The sequence below is a fragment of the Parazoarcus communis genome (genome assembly GCF_003111645.1).
GTDB lineage: Bacteria > Pseudomonadota > Gammaproteobacteria > Burkholderiales > Rhodocyclaceae > Parazoarcus > Parazoarcus communis_A.
Map to the genome: position 1 here is coordinate 2,605,054 of NZ_CP022187.1, position 16,521 is coordinate 2,621,574.

Annotated in this window: 15 protein-coding genes and 4 tRNA genes; 5 read left to right on the forward strand and 14 right to left on the reverse strand. The window is 62.4% G+C overall.

Translation table 11 applies throughout. The features are described from left to right. Positions 1-41: 41 nt before the first annotated feature. The 11 genes from rplL to CEW83_RS11980 form a co-directional block, all read right to left on the reverse strand. Positions 42-416 carry a 50S ribosomal protein L7/L12 gene (gene rplL, locus CEW83_RS11930; protein WP_108949542.1) on the reverse strand — a complete coding sequence of 125 codons (375 nt, stop codon included), beginning with the start codon at positions 414-416 and terminating at the stop codon, positions 42-44. A 37-nt stretch (positions 417-453) separates the two neighbouring features. Further along, positions 454-954, reverse strand: a complete 501-nt coding sequence (gene rplJ / locus CEW83_RS11935) for a 50S ribosomal protein L10 (protein ID WP_108949543.1) — start codon at positions 952-954, stop codon at positions 454-456. 232 nt (positions 955-1,186) lie between these two features. Continuing rightward, positions 1,187-1,882 (reverse strand): 50S ribosomal protein L1, encoded by a 696-nt coding sequence (rplA, locus tag CEW83_RS11940; RefSeq protein ID WP_108949544.1) that lies wholly within the window; start codon positions 1,880-1,882, stop codon positions 1,187-1,189. A 2-nt stretch (positions 1,883-1,884) separates the two neighbouring features. After that, a complete protein-coding gene (gene rplK, locus CEW83_RS11945; RefSeq protein WP_108949545.1) occupies positions 1,885-2,316 on the reverse strand; it encodes a 50S ribosomal protein L11 in 432 nt (143 codons plus the stop codon). 107 nt (positions 2,317-2,423) lie between these two features. Then, positions 2,424-2,957, reverse strand: a complete 534-nt coding sequence (gene nusG, locus CEW83_RS11950; RefSeq protein WP_108949546.1) for a transcription termination/antitermination protein NusG — start codon at positions 2,955-2,957, stop codon at positions 2,424-2,426. Positions 2,958-2,959: 2 nt separating this feature from the next. Beyond that, positions 2,960-3,307: a preprotein translocase subunit SecE gene (secE, locus tag CEW83_RS11955; RefSeq protein ID WP_108949547.1), complete on the reverse strand. Its 348-nt coding sequence runs from the start codon at positions 3,305-3,307 to the stop codon at positions 2,960-2,962. Positions 3,308-3,333: 26 nt separating this feature from the next. Continuing rightward, a tRNA-Trp gene (locus CEW83_RS11960) sits at positions 3,334-3,409 on the reverse strand. Positions 3,410-3,472: 63 nt separating this feature from the next. Continuing rightward, on the reverse strand, positions 3,473-4,663 hold the full coding sequence (gene tuf / locus CEW83_RS11965) for an elongation factor Tu (protein WP_108949536.1): 1,191 nt from the start codon (positions 4,661-4,663) through the stop codon (positions 3,473-3,475). Between the two features lie 78 nt (positions 4,664-4,741). Beyond that, a tRNA-Thr gene (locus tag CEW83_RS11970) sits at positions 4,742-4,816 on the reverse strand. A 27-nt stretch (positions 4,817-4,843) separates the two neighbouring features. Beyond that, positions 4,844-4,917, reverse strand: a tRNA-Gly gene (locus CEW83_RS11975). Between the two features lie 74 nt (positions 4,918-4,991). Next, a tRNA-Tyr gene (locus CEW83_RS11980) sits at positions 4,992-5,076 on the reverse strand. Between the two features lie 174 nt (positions 5,077-5,250). On the opposite strand from CEW83_RS11980, the gene CEW83_RS11985 reads away from it, so the two are divergent. Then, complete coding sequence (locus CEW83_RS11985) at positions 5,251-5,889, forward strand: LysE family translocator (protein WP_108951372.1); 639 nt, start codon at positions 5,251-5,253, stop codon at positions 5,887-5,889. A 39-nt stretch (positions 5,890-5,928) separates the two neighbouring features. Further along, positions 5,929-7,740 carry an ABCB family ABC transporter ATP-binding protein/permease gene (locus CEW83_RS11990; RefSeq protein WP_108949548.1) on the forward strand — a complete coding sequence of 604 codons (1,812 nt, stop codon included), beginning with the start codon at positions 5,929-5,931 and terminating at the stop codon, positions 7,738-7,740. Between the two features lie 54 nt (positions 7,741-7,794). Here CEW83_RS11990 and xdp1 read toward each other — a convergent pair whose 3' ends face one another. Then, entirely contained in the window at positions 7,795-8,562 is a 768-nt protein-coding gene (gene xdp1 / locus CEW83_RS11995) for an exosortase-dependent surface protein XDP1 (protein ID WP_108949549.1), read from the reverse strand. Between the two features lie 139 nt (positions 8,563-8,701). Beyond that, the gene (gene prsT, locus CEW83_RS12000; protein ID WP_159099451.1) at positions 8,702-11,509 is read right to left on the reverse strand and encodes an XrtA/PEP-CTERM system TPR-repeat protein PrsT; all 2,808 of its coding nucleotides are present in this window, start codon (positions 11,507-11,509) and stop codon (positions 8,702-8,704) included. Between the two features lie 269 nt (positions 11,510-11,778). On the opposite strand from prsT, the gene CEW83_RS12005 reads away from it, so the two are divergent. The 3 genes from CEW83_RS12005 to CEW83_RS12015 all read left to right on the forward strand — a co-directional run bounded on the left by CEW83_RS12005 (position 11,779) and on the right by CEW83_RS12015 (position 15,448). Further along, positions 11,779-13,518, forward strand: coding sequence for a cation:proton antiporter (locus CEW83_RS12005; protein WP_108949551.1), 1,740 nt, complete (start codon positions 11,779-11,781; stop codon positions 13,516-13,518). Positions 13,519-13,586: 68 nt separating this feature from the next. Next, on the forward strand, positions 13,587-14,477 hold the full coding sequence (locus CEW83_RS12010; RefSeq protein WP_108949552.1) for a transporter substrate-binding domain-containing protein: 891 nt from the start codon (positions 13,587-13,589) through the stop codon (positions 14,475-14,477). Next, positions 14,474-15,448 (forward strand): asparaginase, encoded by a 975-nt coding sequence (locus CEW83_RS12015; RefSeq protein ID WP_108949553.1) that lies wholly within the window; start codon positions 14,474-14,476, stop codon positions 15,446-15,448. Before CEW83_RS12010 ends, CEW83_RS12015 begins: the two co-directional genes overlap by 4 nt. Here the strand turns inward: CEW83_RS12015 and cysB are convergent. Beyond that, the gene (cysB, locus tag CEW83_RS12020; protein WP_108949554.1) at positions 15,445-16,386 is read right to left on the reverse strand and encodes an HTH-type transcriptional regulator CysB; all 942 of its coding nucleotides are present in this window, start codon (positions 16,384-16,386) and stop codon (positions 15,445-15,447) included. The two genes, CEW83_RS12015 and cysB, sit on opposite strands and share 4 nt — an antisense overlap. Positions 16,387-16,521: the final 135 nt, after the last annotated feature.

The window sequence follows — 16,521 nt, forward strand, 5'->3', positions numbered from 1 at the left end:
GGTGCTCATCACGAGCGCCAGCCCTGCAGCGAAAGCGAGACTTACTTGATCTCGACCTTCGCGCCTGCATCTTCCAGTTGCTTCTTCAGCGCGTCGGCGTCAGCCTTCGACACGCCTTCCTTCACAGCCTTGGGAGCGCCGTCAACGACGTCCTTGGCTTCCTTCAGGCCGAGGCCGGTAGCAGCACGCACGACCTTGATGACCTCAACCTTCTTGTCGCCGGTGGCAACGAGGATCACGTCAAATTCGGTCTGCTCTTCAACAGCAGCGGCGGCAGCGCCGGCGCCCGGTGCAGCCACGGCCATGGAGGCAGCGGAAACGCCGAACTTCTCTTCGAACGCCTTAACCAGGTCGTTCAGGTCCATCACGGTCATCGAGCCAACGGCTTCGAGGATGTCTTCTTTGCTGATTGCCATTTAAATCACTCCAAAATCGAAACTTTTCAGAAAACGGTCAGGCGGCCGCTTCTTCCTCGCGCTTCTTGGCGAGGGCGGCGAGCGTGCAAGCAAAGCCGGTAACCGGCGCCTGCATGATGCCCAACAGCTTGGCGAGCAACTCTTCGCGGCTCGGAATCGAAGCCAGGGACTGAAGAGCGGCCTTGTCGAGCGTGTTGCCCGCATAGGAACCGGCTTTCAGAACCAGCTTGTCATTCGTCTTGGCGAAGTCGTTGAGCACCTTGGCTGCGGCGACGGGATCTTCCGAGATGCCATAGATCAACGGACCGACCAGCTGGTCCGACAACCCGGCAAACGGGGTTTCGGCGATCGCACGACGCACCAGGGTATTCTTCAGCACACGCAGATAAACGCCAGCTTCACGGGCCTTGGAACGCAGCACAGTGAGGTCACCCACTTCCATGCCGCGATACTCGGCCACCGCGATAGTCTGGGCGTTGGCTACTTGTGCCGACACCTCTGCCACTACGGCTTTCTTATCATCGAGATTGAGACTCACAGGCCTTTCCTCCTTTCAAGTCAACACGTGAATCGCACTGCGATTCACACCCACGGCGACCTGGATCAGGAGTACGACTGAAGCATCAGCCAAAATCCTGTTCTGGGTTCACCGTCTGCGCAGGCCGCCCGAGGGCTGATTAGACGCTTGCCGAGGCAAGCGCACCTGCGGTCTTTGACGATCCGTCCGGTACCGAAGCACCGGAACGGCCCAAAGTTTGTGACTCCGCAGCTTAGCTTGCGGAGGTATTCGTTTCGATGCGCACACCGGCGCCCATCGTGCTCGACAGGGCCATACGGCGCAGGTACACGCCCTTGGCAGCTGCGGGACGAGCCTTGACCAGCGCATCGACAAAAGCGTTGAGGTTCTGCTGCAGCGCTTCGACACCGAAGGATGCACGACCGATGGTGGCGTGCACCAGACCACCCTTGTCGGTACGGTACTGAACCTGACCGGCCTTGGCGTTCTTGACTGCAGTGGTGACGTCCATGGTCACGGTGCCAACCTTCGGGTTCGGCATCAGACCACGAGGGCCGAGAATCTGACCCAGCTGACCGACGACGCGCATTGCATCGGGGGTCGCGATACACAGATCGAAGTCGATGTTGCCAGCCTTGACCTGCTCGGCGAGGTCGTCGAAACCGACGACGTCAGCACCAGCAGCGCGGGCGGCTTCGGCCTTGTCGCCCTGGGCGAACACAGCCACGCGAACCGACTTGCCGGTACCGGCGGGCAGCACCACGGAACCACGAACGACCTGGTCCGACTTGCGTGCATCGACGCCGAGGTTAACGGCCACGTCGATCGACTCGTCGAACTTCGCGGTTGCGCATTCCTTGATCAGCGTCAGCGCTTCGGCAACGGGGTAGACCTTGTTGCGGTCGACTTTGGCGCGCAGCGCCTGAACTCGCTTGGAAATCTTAGCCATGATTAGAGGCCCTCCACGGTGATGCCCATGCTGCGCGCGGAACCGGCGATCGTACGCACGGCGGCTTCCATGTTTGCAGCGGTGAGGTCGGCCATCTTGGTGGTGGCGATTTCCTCGATCTGCGCACGGGTGACCGAACCGACCTTGTCGGTATGCGGCTTCGGCGAACCCTTCTGGATACCGGCGGCCTTCTTGATCAGAACCGTGGCCGGCGGCGTCTTCATGATGAAGGTGAAGCTCTTGTCAGCGAAGGCGGTGATCACCACCGGAATCGGCAGACCGGGTTCCATGCCTTGAGTCTTGGCATTGAAGGCCTTGCAGAATTCCATGATGTTCAGACCGCGCTGACCCAGCGCCGGACCGATCGGGGGGCTGGGGTTGGCCTTACCGGCCGGAACCTGCAGCTTGATGTAACCAATAATCTTCTTTGCCATTGCGGCTTGCTCCTGTGATGAGTGCTAGCGCGCCGACGATGCCGACGCTCCTCGCATTGCCCGCGTGAACGGGCAATGGCGGGCGCATGGCGCCCGCCTTTGAACGCTCAGGTCTTCTCGACCTGGGCGAAATCCAGCTCTACCGGCGTCGAACGACCAAAAATGGTCACCGCCACCCGCAGCTTGCTCTTTTCGTAGTTCACATCTTCGACGGCGCCATGGAAATCCGTGAATGGACCTTCCTTGACCCGAACGACTTCACCGGTCTCGAACAACACCTTCGGACGCGGCTTCTCGACGCCTTCCTGCATCTGCTGCATGATCTTGTCGACTTCCTTCTCGGTGATCGGAGAAGGCTTGTTCGCCGTGCCACCGACAAAGCCGGTGACTTTCGGCGTCGACTTGACCAAGTGCCAGGACTCGTCGTTCATTTCCATTTCCACGAGCACATAGCCCGGGAAAAACTTGCGCTCAGTGATGCTCTTCTGACCGCCTTTCATTTCCACCACTTCTTCGACCGGCACCAGAATCTGCCCGAAAGCATCCTGCATTCCGGCGCGGGCGATGCGGTCAACCAGTGCACGCTGAACGGACTTCTCGAAGCCCGAATAAGCGTGCACAACATACCAGCGCTTTGTCATGATTATTTCCAGCCCAGAATCAGGTCGTACAGAACCCACTCCAGACTCTTGTCGGTCAGCCAGAGGAAGAGTGCCATCACCACAACGAAGGCGAAAACCAAGCCAGTCGTCTGAACCGTTTCCTTGCGGCTCGGCCAGACCACTTTTTTCGTTTCGGTAACCGCCTCACGTGCGAACTCAACAAAGCGGCGACCCGCTTCGGAGTACCAGGCAACGACCAGACCAGCGCCCAGACCTGCAAGAACACTCAGGACACGGAGGACCAGAGCCTGTTCTGACAGGAGGTAAAAGCCGACCACGCCGGCCGCAACCAATGCCAGAGCCAGCGCGAACTTCAACTTATCGGCCATCGAGGTAATGACTTCCGGAAAAATTATGGCAGGGGCAGAGGGAATCGAACCCCCAACCTTCGGTTTTGGAGACCGACGCTCTGCCAGTTGAGCTATACCCCTGCAGCAGAGACTACAAAGCGCATCCTTTCGGATGCGCTCCTGATCGATCAATCGCCGAGGCGATTACTCGATGATCTTGGCGACGACACCGGCGCCAACAGTACGGCCACCTTCGCGGATTGCGAAGCGCAGACCTTCTTCCATGGCGATCGGGGCGATCAGCTTGACGGTGATCGACACGTTGTCGCCCGGCATGACCATCTCGGTGCCTTCCGGCAGCGTGATCGAACCGGTCACGTCCGTGGTACGGAAGTAGAACTGCGGACGGTAGTTCGCGAAGAACGGGGTGTGACGACCACCCTCTTCCTTCGACAGTACATACACCTCACCCGTGAAGTGGGTGTGCGGCTTGATCGAACCCGGCTTGCACAGCACCTGGCCACGCTCGACGTCTTCACGCTTGGTGCCGCGCAGCAGCACGCCAACGTTGTCGCCAGCCTGACCCTGGTCAAGCAGCTTGCGGAACATTTCAACGCCGGTACAGGTGGTCTTGACCGTGGCCTTGATACCCACGATTTCGATTTCTTCACCGACCTTGACGACACCGCGCTCAACACGACCGGTCACCACGGTACCGCGACCGGAGATCGAGAACACGTCTTCGATCGGCAGCAGGAAGGGCTTGTCGATTGCACGCTCAGGCGTCGGGATGTAGCTGTCAAGCGCAGCAGCCAGTTCGAAAATGGCCGGCTCGCCGATCGGCGACTGGTCACCCTCGAGCGCCTTCAGCGCCGAACCCTTGACGATGGGCACATCGTCGCCCGGGAAGTCGTACTTGGACAGCAGCTCGCGAACTTCCATCTCGACGAGCTCAAGCAGCTCTTCGTCGTCGACCATGTCGCACTTGTTCAGGAACACGATGATGTACGGAACACCAACCTGACGCGCCAGCAGAATGTGCTCGCGAGTCTGGGGCATCGGGCCGTCAGCGGCCGAACACACCAGGATCGCGCCGTCCATCTGCGCAGCACCGGTAATCATGTTCTTCACGTAGTCAGCGTGACCCGGGCAGTCAACGTGAGCGTAGTGACGATTCTCGGTTTCGTACTCGACGTGTGCGGTGTTGATCGTGATACCGCGTGCCTTTTCTTCAGGCGCGCTGTCGATCGACGCATAGTCCTTGGCCTCGCCACCGAACTTCTTCGACAGAATCGTCGTGATTGCCGCCGTCAGCGTGGTCTTGCCATGGTCAACGTGACCAATGGTGCCAACGTTTACGTGCGGCTTCGTACGCTCAAACTTACCCTTAGCCATATCGATACCTTTTAATCAGAATCAGAAATTTCGAAGCGATGACTCCGACACCGTCACGCTTGACGAGGCAGATAGATGTGGTGCCCTTGACGTGGATTGAACACGTGGCCTCTCCCTTACCAAGGGAGTGCTCTACCACTGAGCTACAAGGGCGCCGAAACCTGTACTACAACAAACTGCTGGAGCGGGTGAAGGGAATCGAACCCTCGTCATAAGCTTGGAAGGCTTCTGCTCTACCATTGAGCTACACCCGCACATGCCAAACGCCAGCTGACTCACTACAACCGCTTCGCGTGCCGCAATCTACAACAGCACAACGAAATGTGCTTGGTGGAGGGGGAAGGATTCGAACCTTCGAAGGCAGAGCCGTCAGATTTACAGTCTGATCCCTTTGACCGCTCGGGAACCCCTCCAAGCGCGAAGCCACGCACTATAGTGGCGGTTTCCCGGCTTGTCAAACCATTCTGCAAAAAAAGTTTGAAATAGACGCTCTGCGGGCATCTGCCGTTCGCCGGCGCGTTCTTCGCACCGGATTGACGCAGGACTCCGGCGGCCAACAGAATGACCCGATCGTACAGGAACAGCCCATGCCCGCCTTTGACACTCTTGCTGCCTTTCTCGCCGTCTCTGTACTCATTACGCTCGCTCCCGGGCCGGACAACCTCATGGTCCTGGGGCAGAGCCTTGCGCGCGGCCGCGCCGCCGGGTTCGGCATCGCGGTGGGATGCGCGCTGGGGTGCTTCACACATACGCTGTGGGCAGCGCTTGGCGTGAGCGCGGCACTGGCATCGTCTCCGACCGTGTTTGCGGCCCTCAAACTGGCGGGTGCCGGCTATCTGTGCTGGATCGGCATCCAGACCCTGATCAACGCACGTGTTGCGCAGGTTGTGCGCAATGGCGGCAGTACGCCCGCCCCATGGGCGAGCCAGGTGCGCAGGGGCTTCATTGCAAACGCCATCAATCCGAAAGTCGCGCTCTTCTTCCTCGCTTTCCTGCCACAATTCGTGCGCGCGGAGGACGGCGGCGCAACCGCACAGATGATCGCGCTCGGCGCGGTCTTCGCGTTACAGACCATCTTCGTGTTCGGTGCGATTGCATCCGCAGCGGGGATGCTCGGCAGGGCGCTGGCGCGCCATGGACGGGCCAGCATCTGGCTCGAGCGCATGGCGGGCGTGCTCTTCATCGGGCTGGCCGCAAGGCTCGCGCTGGACGATCACACGCTGTAGCCGCGCCCTCCCGATCACACAACAGGACCATCCCATTCAATGAGACGCGCCTCCGCGACCGCCCTCCCCGCCCCCGAAACCGGCGAACGCAGGGACTGGCAGACGATCAAGAATCTCATGCCCTTCATCTGGGCGTACAAGTACCGGGTGATCTTTGCCCTTTCTTGCCTGCTGGCCGCCAAGGGCGCCAACGTCACCGTTCCGATCACTTTCAAGCACCTGATCGACGCGCTCACACTGACCGAAGGGCAGGCCCTCATCGTGGTTCCGGCTGCCGTGCTGCTGGCTTATGGCGTGCTGCGCTTTTCCACGTCGCTGTTCACCGAGTTGCGGCAGATCGTGTTTGCACGGGTCACGCAGCAGGCTGTACGCGAGATCACCCTGCAACTGTTCCGTCATCTGCACGCCCTCAGCCTGCGCTTTCATCTGGAGCGCCAGACCGGCGGCCTCACCCGCGACATCGAACGCGGCACCCGCTCCATCAACTCCCTGATCAGCTACACCCTGTACTCGATCCTCCCCACGCTGGTTGAAATCGGCCTCGTCATGGGCATCCTGCTGGTGGAGTACGACGCCGTGTTTGCGCTCATCACGCTCGCAACCCTGACCGCCTATATCGTATTCACGGTCAAGGTCACCAACTGGCGGACAGCGCTGCGGCGACAGGCCAATGAACTCGACTCGGCCGCCAATGCGCGCGCCATCGACAGCCTGATCAACTACGAAACGGTGAAGTACTTCAACAACGAAGCATACGAGGCCGCCCGCTATGATCAGGAACTCGCAAAATGGACCTCGGCGCAGATCACCAACCAGTACTCGCTGTCGGGACTGAATGTCGGGCAGGCTGCGATCATCGCGGTCGGGGTGACGGCGATGATGTGGCAGGCCGCCAGCCGGGTTGCAAGCGGCGAGATGACCATCGGCGACATCGTGCTGGTCAATGCCTTCATGATCCAGCTCTATATCCCGCTCAATTTCCTCGGGATGATGTATCGCGAACTGCGCCAGGCACTCACCGACATCGAGCGCATGTTCGGACTCATGCACGAGCACCAGGAGATCGCCGACGCACCTGACGCACTCACCTTGCCCCCCGGTCCGGCGAGCGTTCGCTTCGAACACGTCGGCTTTGCCTACGATGCCAAGCGCCCCATCCTGCACGACCTCGACTTCGAAGTCCCCGCAGGGCGCACGGTCGCCATCGTCGGACACTCGGGGTCAGGCAAATCGACACTTGCGCGCCTGCTGTACCGCTTCTACGACGTGCAGTCGGGCGCGATCCGCGTCAATGGCCACGACCTGCGCCAGCTCACCCAGGACAGCCTGCACGCGGCGATCGGCATCGTTCCTCAGGACACGGTGCTGTTCAACGACACGCTGTTCTACAACATCCAGTACGGCCGGCCGAGCGCCAGCCGCGAAGAGGTCGACGCCGCCGCGCGCGCCGCCCAGCTGACCGAATTCATCCAGCGCCTGCCCGACGGTTACGAAACACGCGTGGGGGAGCGCGGACTGAAGCTCTCGGGCGGCGAGAAGCAGCGCGTCGCCATCGCCCGCGCCCTGCTCAAGAACCCTGCGATCCTGATTTTCGACGAAGCCACCTCGGCCCTCGATTCGAAAACGGAAAAAGCCATACAGGCGCAGATCGAGTTGGCCGCAAGCGGACGCACCGCACTGGTCATCGCCCACCGGCTATCGACGGTCATGAACGCCGACGAGATCATCGTGCTTGATCAGGGCCGCATCGTGGAGCGCGGCAGGCATGGCGCACTGCTGGCGCGCGCGGGCGCCTATGCGCAGATGTGGATGCTGCAGCAACAGGAGGACGGCGAGCAGACCGCAGACTGAGTCAACGAAAAACGGCGCCGGGATGGCGCCGTTCCGGATGAAGCATTGCTCAACTCAGCGTTCGGACTTGCGGCGACGCATGCCGATCAAGCCCAGCACACCGAGCCCTGCCAGCGCGAGCGAACCGGGCTCGGGTACCGAACCGCCCGGCGTGTTCGGCTTCACAGTCCCGCCTACGCTGGCGACCTTCATATAGTCGTAGTAGTTGTTGCTGCCATACCCGACCGAGGTGCCGCTCACCGCGCCTGCACCGATCAGCCAGAAACTGGAATAGGTCGCACCGGGACTCAGCGTATAGCCTCCCTGACCGCTACCGCCATAGTTTCCGACCAGCGTCCATCCGCTGCCGAGCGACAGCAGATCGGAGTAACTCTTGCCCGTCAGGTCGCCGCTGAACGCGGTTGATCCAGTGTATGCAAGAACGAAGAAATCGGAGCGCCTGCTATCGTTGTTGTATACCCAACCCAAGCCAACGGAATCAAGCTGGACGTCAGCACTGAAGTCCAGCAGTACCGACTCGAACCTGTCTTTGTTGTCCATCGCGTGGTTCGGGCTTTGAGACGACTCACCGCTGTACTGGACGCCGACCCCGTTCCAGCTCTCGATATAGCCCTTGGAAAGCACACTCCCCGAACTGGCACCGCTCCAACCGGTGACCGTTACGGAAGGGCCTCCCGCCGGATTACTCGTTTGCGAATCGGAGGGCATCTGGCTGCAGGCAAAATCTCCGCAGCTCAGATCCCAGTTCCAGGCGGCCGACGCCGCGCCACTGAAGGCCGACAGCCCCGACACAAGAAGCGCAACTGCGGTGCATTTTTTCATTTTGAACCCCTCTGCATTTTGGCTGTTTTGAGCAAAAATCGCGCCAAAAGCTAGATTCCTCTATTTTTCAACAACTTAAATTCACAACAAAACGCCAAAAAAACGCGAATGTAAAAATACTCGACACTTTCACTCACCGCTATCGGCTCACGTTACGGAGCAATTCGCGCGCCTCGGTTTCACCGTCAAAGAAGCGCCCATTCGCGAGGGCCGATTCGAGCTCCCGCCGTGCCTCTGACTGCCTTCCCATTTGTGCCAGCACGTAGCCGAGGTGCCACTTGATATCCGCGCTGTCGGGCAGGCGCAGACGGGCCTCACGCAAATGGGGCAATGCCTCTTCGAAGCGGTTCTGGCTCGCGAGCGCCCAGCCCAGCGTATCGCGCGCGGTTCCGCTTTCCGGCCCACGGGCAACCGACTGCTCAGCCATCGAGACTGCGGCTGGGTCGCGCAACTCGATCAGGACATTGGCAAGGTTGTTATAAACACCGGCATCGGCAACGCCCTTGTTCACGAGTTTCATGTACTCGGCTTTCGCTGCGGACCAGTCTCGCGCCTGCGCATGAAGGTCGGCCAGCGCCCGTCTGGCCAGGTCGTCGTCCGGGTGCGTCTTGAGCCACTGCATGAGGGGAGGAATTCCGCCTTTCGGATCACGCTGTGCGATGAAGACATTGACCTGCCGCAGCACGGACTCGGTCGACGGCGCCAACGCGAATGCCTGCCGATACGCACTGGCCGCGGCCTTGAAGTCCTTGCGCGCGTGAGCGATGTCTCCCGTCAGCAGAAACCCCTTTGCGTTCGAAGGATGTGCGGCGCGCAGCGCTGCGGCCCGTTTTTCGGCTCCGTCGAAATCCTTCGCAGCCAGGGCAGCCTCGGTCGCGAGGATCATTGCTCCCGCATCCTTCGCCCGCCCCTGAAGGGCTTTTTGTGCGCTGTAGGCTGCACCGCTGAGGTCAGACGCTGCCAGCTGCAGATAGCCAACCCTGACCAGCGCAGCCGGATCGTATTCGGCCAGGCGCGTCATGTCCTTGAGCACCTGCTGCGCATCCTTGAGCGCACCGACATCGATCTCGGTGCGCGCAAGCGCTTCGAGTACCCCCAGGTCGTCGCGCTGCCGGACCGAGAGCGCCCGTGCGGCATCGCGAGCGCCCAGCTTGTCGCCCTTGGCCGAGCGCATCTCGATCAGGCCCAGGCCGATTCTCGCGTCACCGGGCTGCTCTGCTGCGGCCTTTTCGCTCCAGCGCAGCGCCTCGTCGAGGCGTCCCGCTCGCCGCTCGAGCAAGGCTGATTCGTACATTGCGGTCGCATCGCGCCGGTTGACACGAAGCATGTCGGCGTAGGCTTTCCTGGCTTCGGCGAAACGCCCCTCCTCAACATCGAGGCGCGCAAGATTCAGGCGTGCGGACATGAAGCCCGCATCGTGCTGCAGGGCCTCGGCATAGGCGCGACGCGCGCCCGCAAGGTCTGCGCTCGCCCCTCTCACGACCCCCAGCAGGTTGAGCGCCGCCGGGTTGCGCGGAAGGGCGTCATTCAGACGCTGCGCAACGGCGAGCGCCATCTTGATGTCGCCTTGGCGCATGTACAGGTTGGCAAGCGGCATTGCGAGCGTAAGGTCACCGGGCGCCTTGTCGAACGCCGCCTGCAGATTGCCGGCCGCAGCATCCGACTTGCCCTCACCCAGCTGGCTGAAACCCAGGGATGCACGCAAACCCGCATCGCCGCCGCCAAGTGCAAGTGCGCGTTCGAGCAGGCCGGAAGCCTTGGAATAGCGCTGCTGCCCGAGATAGGCCCGGCCGAGCAGGTGCAATGCCTGGGGATCGTCGGATTGCGCCCGCAGCACGTGCTCCAGCAGGCTTATCGCGCGTGGGTAATCAGCAGTATCGACATAAACGGCAGCAAGCAGCTTGCGTGCCCCCATGTTGCGCGGGTAGCGCGACGTCAGCACATCAAGGTACTTGCGTGCCTTTTCATACTGGCGCCCGGCGTGATGCGCCAGCGCGCCAGTCATCAGCAGCTGCTCCTGGCCGGCAACCCATTCCACTGGCAGCGCATCGACCAGCCTTGCGACATTCTCGAGATGCGAGGCGGCAGCCAGGGAGTCACCCCGCCGTCCGGCAAGCAGCGCGCGCAGATACGCGACACGCGGCTCCGACGGCGCAAACGCCGCAAGTGCGGTGAGGTCCTTGTCTGCCTCCGGGTCGCGACCAAGGTCAATCAGGATGCCCGCTCGCGCGACGCGCGCATCCAGGTGGTCGGGCTGGACCGCAATCGCCCGTTCGTAGTCCCTGAGCGCATCCGCCAGTTCTCCCGCGGCATGTGCAACCGAGGCACGTGCATTCAGCGCCTCCGCGCTGTCGGGCGCCAGTTCAACGGCACGGTTTGCCATGCCCCGGGCTTCGCCCCCCTTGCCCGCAGCGATCAGAACCGGAACTTCAGCCACCAGTGGCATGACAGAAGCAGGGTCTATCGCACGAGCATCGGCGAAGGCGCGCGTGGCCTCGGCAGACTTGCCCAGCGCAGCGTAGGCCTTGCCTCGCAGCACCAGGACTTCCAGCCGCGTCGCAGCAGGCAGACCGTCGGCAGGAATCGTGTCGATCAGCACCTGCGGCTTGCCCTGCATCAGATAGATGCGCCCCAGCGGCACCGCCACTTCGGCACGATTCACCCCCAGCTTGAGCGCTTCCCGGAATGCCACCTCGGCCGGCCCCACGTCGCCGTCTGCAAGATAGGCCTTGGCCAGCAGCAGATGCGCGGCGAGCATGTTTCGATCCTGCTGCAACGCGTTCTTGAGCTGGATGATCGCCCCTGGCAGATCCTGCTTGCCGTAGCGGGACAGACCGTCCTCGTAGTATCGGCTGGCCTTGACCGTGTCCGCCTGAACCGGAAGTGCAAGCGCCAGAAACAGCGGCAAAGCGGCAATTCGAATGGAGCGGGAATATCGGCTCTTCATGACTCGCTGGGTATCCGGAGCAAGATGTATCAGGCCTTCAATATATGCAAAAAGCACCAGAAAGGCCGTTAAATCCTCCCTCTGACGCCGCAACTCTGCATTTGAACGACGCTTACGGTGCGCAAACAGCATCAACGTAATAAGCAACAACGACGGCAATTCCCCGACACGCGAATGCCCCGCCTGCGTTTCCGCACACCCGCGCCCCGGCACATGGCGGGCTTGCATTACACTGCGGGGCATACCAACGACAAAGTCGCAGCACATTCATGGAAGCACACGCCGCCTTCCCGTTCCTGAAGGAGACCATCCTCTTCCTCGCCTTGTCGGGAATCCTGATTCCGCTCCTGGCACGACTGCGCATCAATCCGGTACTCGGTTTCCTGGCCGTGGGAACACTGCTCGGCCCCTACGGGCTGGCAAGTTTCAGCGAAACAACGCCGTGGCTGAGTTACGTCACCTTTTCGCGCCAGGACGACGTCGAGACGCTTGCCGAACTGGGGGTGATCTTCCTCATGTTCATGATCGGGCTCGAGATGTCGATCGACCGCCTGTGGTCGATGCGCAAGCTGGTGTTCGGTCTTGGCAGCATGCAGGTCGGGATCACGGCACTCGTGATCGTCGTGGTGGCGGTCGGGTTCGAGCACGGTACCGAAGCCTCTGTTGTACTCGGTCTCGCACTGGCCTTCTCGTCCACCGCCATCGTGATGCAGTTGCTGATCCAGCGCCGCGAACTGGGCACGCCGCTCGGCCAGGCGGCCTTTGCCATCCTGCTGCTGCAGGATCTGGCCGTGGTGCCGCTGCTTGTCCTGATCAGCATCCTTGGCGCCAACGACGGCGGCGGCAGTTTCGGCATGCTGCTCGGCACCGCTGCGGTAAAGGGACTGGTGACGGTCGGGGTGATCTACCTTGTCGGACGCCGGGTGGTGCGCCCGGTATTCCACCAGATTGCGGCAAACCGCCAGCCCGACACCTTCATGGCGCTCACCCTGCTGTCCACCCTGGGCGTTGCAGCGCTCACCTGGGCCGCAGGACTATCGATGGCGCTGGGCGCGCTGCTGGCGGGCCTGATCATTGCTGAAACCGAATTCAGACACGAGGTCGAGGTCACCATCGAGCCCTTCAAGGGCCTGCTGATGGGCCTCTTCTTCCTCTCGGTCGGCATGGGCATCGACCTCCGCGCGCTGGTCGCGGAGCCGCTGTGGACGCCACTGTCGGTGGTCGGACTGATCCTGATCAAGGGCGCCATCATCTTCTTTCTGCTGCGCGCGTTCGGTCTCACCTGGGGACGTGCGGCCGAAGGCGGACTGCTGCTGGGCCAGGGCAGCGAGTTCGCCTTCATCGTGATCGGACTGGCGCTGTCCTTCAACGTCCTGCCGCGCGACACAGGGCAGTTCATGCTTCTGGTGGTCGGCCTGAGCATGCTTGCAGCCCCGCTCGTGGCTCGCCTGGGGAGCCTGATCGGTGCCCATTTCGAGCGCCGTCAGGTTCAGCGCGAAACGCTCGATACCGACGAATTCGGTGAGATGCGCGGTCACGTCATCATCGCCGGTTATGGCCGCGTCGGGCAGATGGTGGGGCAGTTGCTGGCCGAACAGGGCGTGCCGCATCTGGCCATCGAGAGCGACGCCAAACTCGTCGCACGGCAACGCAAGGATGGCGTGCCGGTCATCTACGGCGATGCAAGCCGGCCCGAACTGCTGCGCCGCCTGCGCCTGGACCGGGCGCAGGCGGTGGTGCTGACGATGGACCATGTCGCCGCCGCCATCCATGCGGTCAAGGGCGTACGCCAGACCATGCCGCACATCCGCATCATCGCCCGTGCGCGCGACGAAAAACATGCACTGGCCCTGCGCGAGGCAGGCGCCAGCTCGGTGGTGCCGGAAACGCTGGAGTCGAGCCTCAAGCTCGCAGGGTCGGTACTCGAAACGCTTGGCGTGCCCTCCGATGCCGCCGCCCGCCTGCTAGAGCAGGAACGCGAACGTCGCATCACCGCGTTCCGGGACTGAGCGGGGCGCATTTCGAGCTTCGCCCGCGAGCGGCTACACTGCAGACCTACCCGAACCGATCCGATCGCATGAACCGTTTCTTCCGGCTTGCCCTTTTCCTGGGCGCGCTTCTCGCTGCTACGGCATCCCTTGCTGCGCCCGGCACGCTCGATCGCATTCGCGCCGAGGGCGTCATCCACCTTGGCTACCGCGCATCGTCTGCGCCGTTTTCCTATCTCGACGCAAACGGCAAGGTCCAGGGCTACTCGCACGAGTTTGCGCTTCGAATCGTGGAAGCGGTGCAGCGTCACCTCGGTCTGAAGAAGCTCGAGATCAGGCTGGTGCCGATCACTTCGCAGAATCGCTTCCTGCTGGTCGACAGCGGGCGCATCGACCTCGAGTGCGGCTCGACGACGCACAATCAAGACCGCGAGCGCCTCGCGACCTTTTCCAACACCCTGTTCATCGCCGGCACCCGACTCCTGACCCGCAGCAACAGCAAGATTCACGATTTCGATGATCTTGGCGGCCAGCGCGTGGTGACCACCGCCGGCACAACGTCGGACCAGTTGCTGTATCGGCTCAACGCCGAACGCGAGATCGCGATGACGATACTGTCGGCACGCGACCACGACGACGCTTTCGCCACCCTCGAGGCCGGGCGCGCGAGCGCCTACATGATGGACGATGCGCTTCTGTACGGTGCCCGCGCCAAGGCGGCAAGGCCCGCAGACTGGCACGTCACCGGCAAACCGAAATCCTTCGAGGCCTACGCCTGCATGCTGAAAAAGGGCGATCTCGCCTTCAAGCGCGTCGTGGATGAGGCAATCGTCGCGAGCATGCGCAGTGGCGAAGCGGAAAGGCTCTATGCTCAATGGTTCACACAGCCCATTCCCGCGCACGGTCTGAATCTTGAATTTCCGCTGTCCGATGCCATGCGGGCACTGTTCAGAAACCCCAACGACGAACCACTCGAATGAACCACAAGCCCAGCATTGCACTGATCGCCACCGGTGGCACGATCGCAGGCGCGGCAACGTCGGCAAGCGACACCACGGGTTATGCGGCCGGCGCGATCAAGGTCGCGGCGCTGCTCGAAGCCGTTCCCGGCCTTGAAGCGATCGCCGACATCCGGCCCGAAACGCTGTTCGCGCTCGACAGCAAGGACATGACCCCCGCGCACTGGCTTACCCTGGCGCAGCGCGTGCAAAGCCTCGCCGAGCAGCGCGACATCGACGGCATCGTCATCACCCACGGCACCGACACCCTTGAGGAGACGGCCTTCTTCCTCCATCTGACCCTTGGCACAGACAAGCCGGTGGTTCTGACCGCCGCCATGCGGCCGGCCACCGCACTCTCTGCGGACGGGCCGATGAATCTCTTCGCTGCGGTCAGCGTGGCCGGATCCGCCGAATTTCGCGGCCTCGGCACCCTGGTCGCCGTCAACGACCGCGTCTTCGCAGCGCGCGAGGTGAGCAAGTGGCACACGCGGGCCGTGGAAGGCGTCGGCAGCCCCGAAACCGGCGCGCTGGGCTGGGCCAATCCGCCGCGTCTGCGCCGCCCGTCCCATGAGTTTGACCGTGGCGTGCTGCCCCTGGCAGCCGTCGACGCTGCGCGCTGGCCGCTCGCGGTGGAAGTCTTCTACCTCACGGCCGGCGCCTCGCCCATGCTCCTCGACGCCGCGGTCGACGCCGGGCTGCGCGGTGCCGTGCTGGCCTGTGCGGGCCACGGCAGCCTGCCCGACAGCTGGCTGCCGGCGGTCGAACGCGCAATCGCGAACGGCTGCGCAGTGGTTCGCGCCAGTCGGGTTGCACAGGGGAGCGTCGGTGCGGGCCATGGCCCCGCGGGCCTGCTCAACGCGGGCACGCTGTCGCCCTCGAAAGCACGTGTCGCGCTGATGCTCTGTCTGGCGAGCTCGGCAGCGGAGCGCTTCGGGGAGATCGCCTCCTAGAGCTGGTAGTTGTCCGCCGTGCCACTCAAGGCCGTTTCGACCATGCGTCGCGTGAGGTGGGGCGCGAAGCCCTCGATGAAGGCGTACACATAACCGCGCAGCCAGGCGCGACGGCGCAGCCCGATGCGGGTGGTGCTGGATTCAAACAGGTGGGCGGCGTCGATCATGCCGAGATCGCGGTCGACTGCGGGGTCGTAGGCCATGCGCGCGAGAATGCCGATCCCGAGGTCCATCGCCACATACGTCTTGATCACATCGGAGTCGATTGCGGTCAGCACCAGATTGGGCTTGAGACCACGCCCGAGAAATGCCTTGTTGATCTGCCCACGTCCGGTGAAGGCGTCGTCGTAGGTAATCAGCGGGTAACGGGCAATCGCCTCAAGCGTCAGCGGCTGCTCTTTCAGGATCGGATGGCGGGGCGCGGCGACCACACAGCGGTTCCACTGGTGGCAGGGCAGCATCACGAGTTCGTCGTATTCCGAGATGGCCTCGGTCGCGAGCGCGATGTCGGCCGTGCCGTCGAGCACCATCTCGCACACCTGGCGGGGGTTGCCCTGGTGCAGCGAGAGCTTGACCTGCGGGTAGCGGCGCATGAAGTCGCGGATCACCCGTGGCAAGGCATAGCGCGCCTGAGTGTGCGTGGTCGCGATCGAGAGACTGCCCGCATGCTCGTTGGCGAACTCCTGGCCGACCTGCTGCAGGTTGTCCATGTCGGCCAGCATGCGCTCGGCAATGCCGAGCACGGCCCGACCAGGCTCGGTCACCGCCACCAGACGTTTGCCATGACGCGCAAAGATCTCGATGCCGAGTTCGGCCTCGAGCAGGCGGATCTGCTTGGAGACGCCGGGTTGCGAGGTAAACAGGGCATCAGCGGCATCGGAAACGTTGAGACCACGCCGGGCCACTTCATGGATGTAACGCAGTTGCTGCAGGTTCATGGCATTCTCTAAATAACCAATTCTTCTTAAAGTCTAACGCAAACCCCCTTTATGAACCTAAACATCCCGACTACGATGCAACGCAACATGAGCCACCTGCAGGCGCATCCGCCGGGCGCTCGTAAATCAGATGCA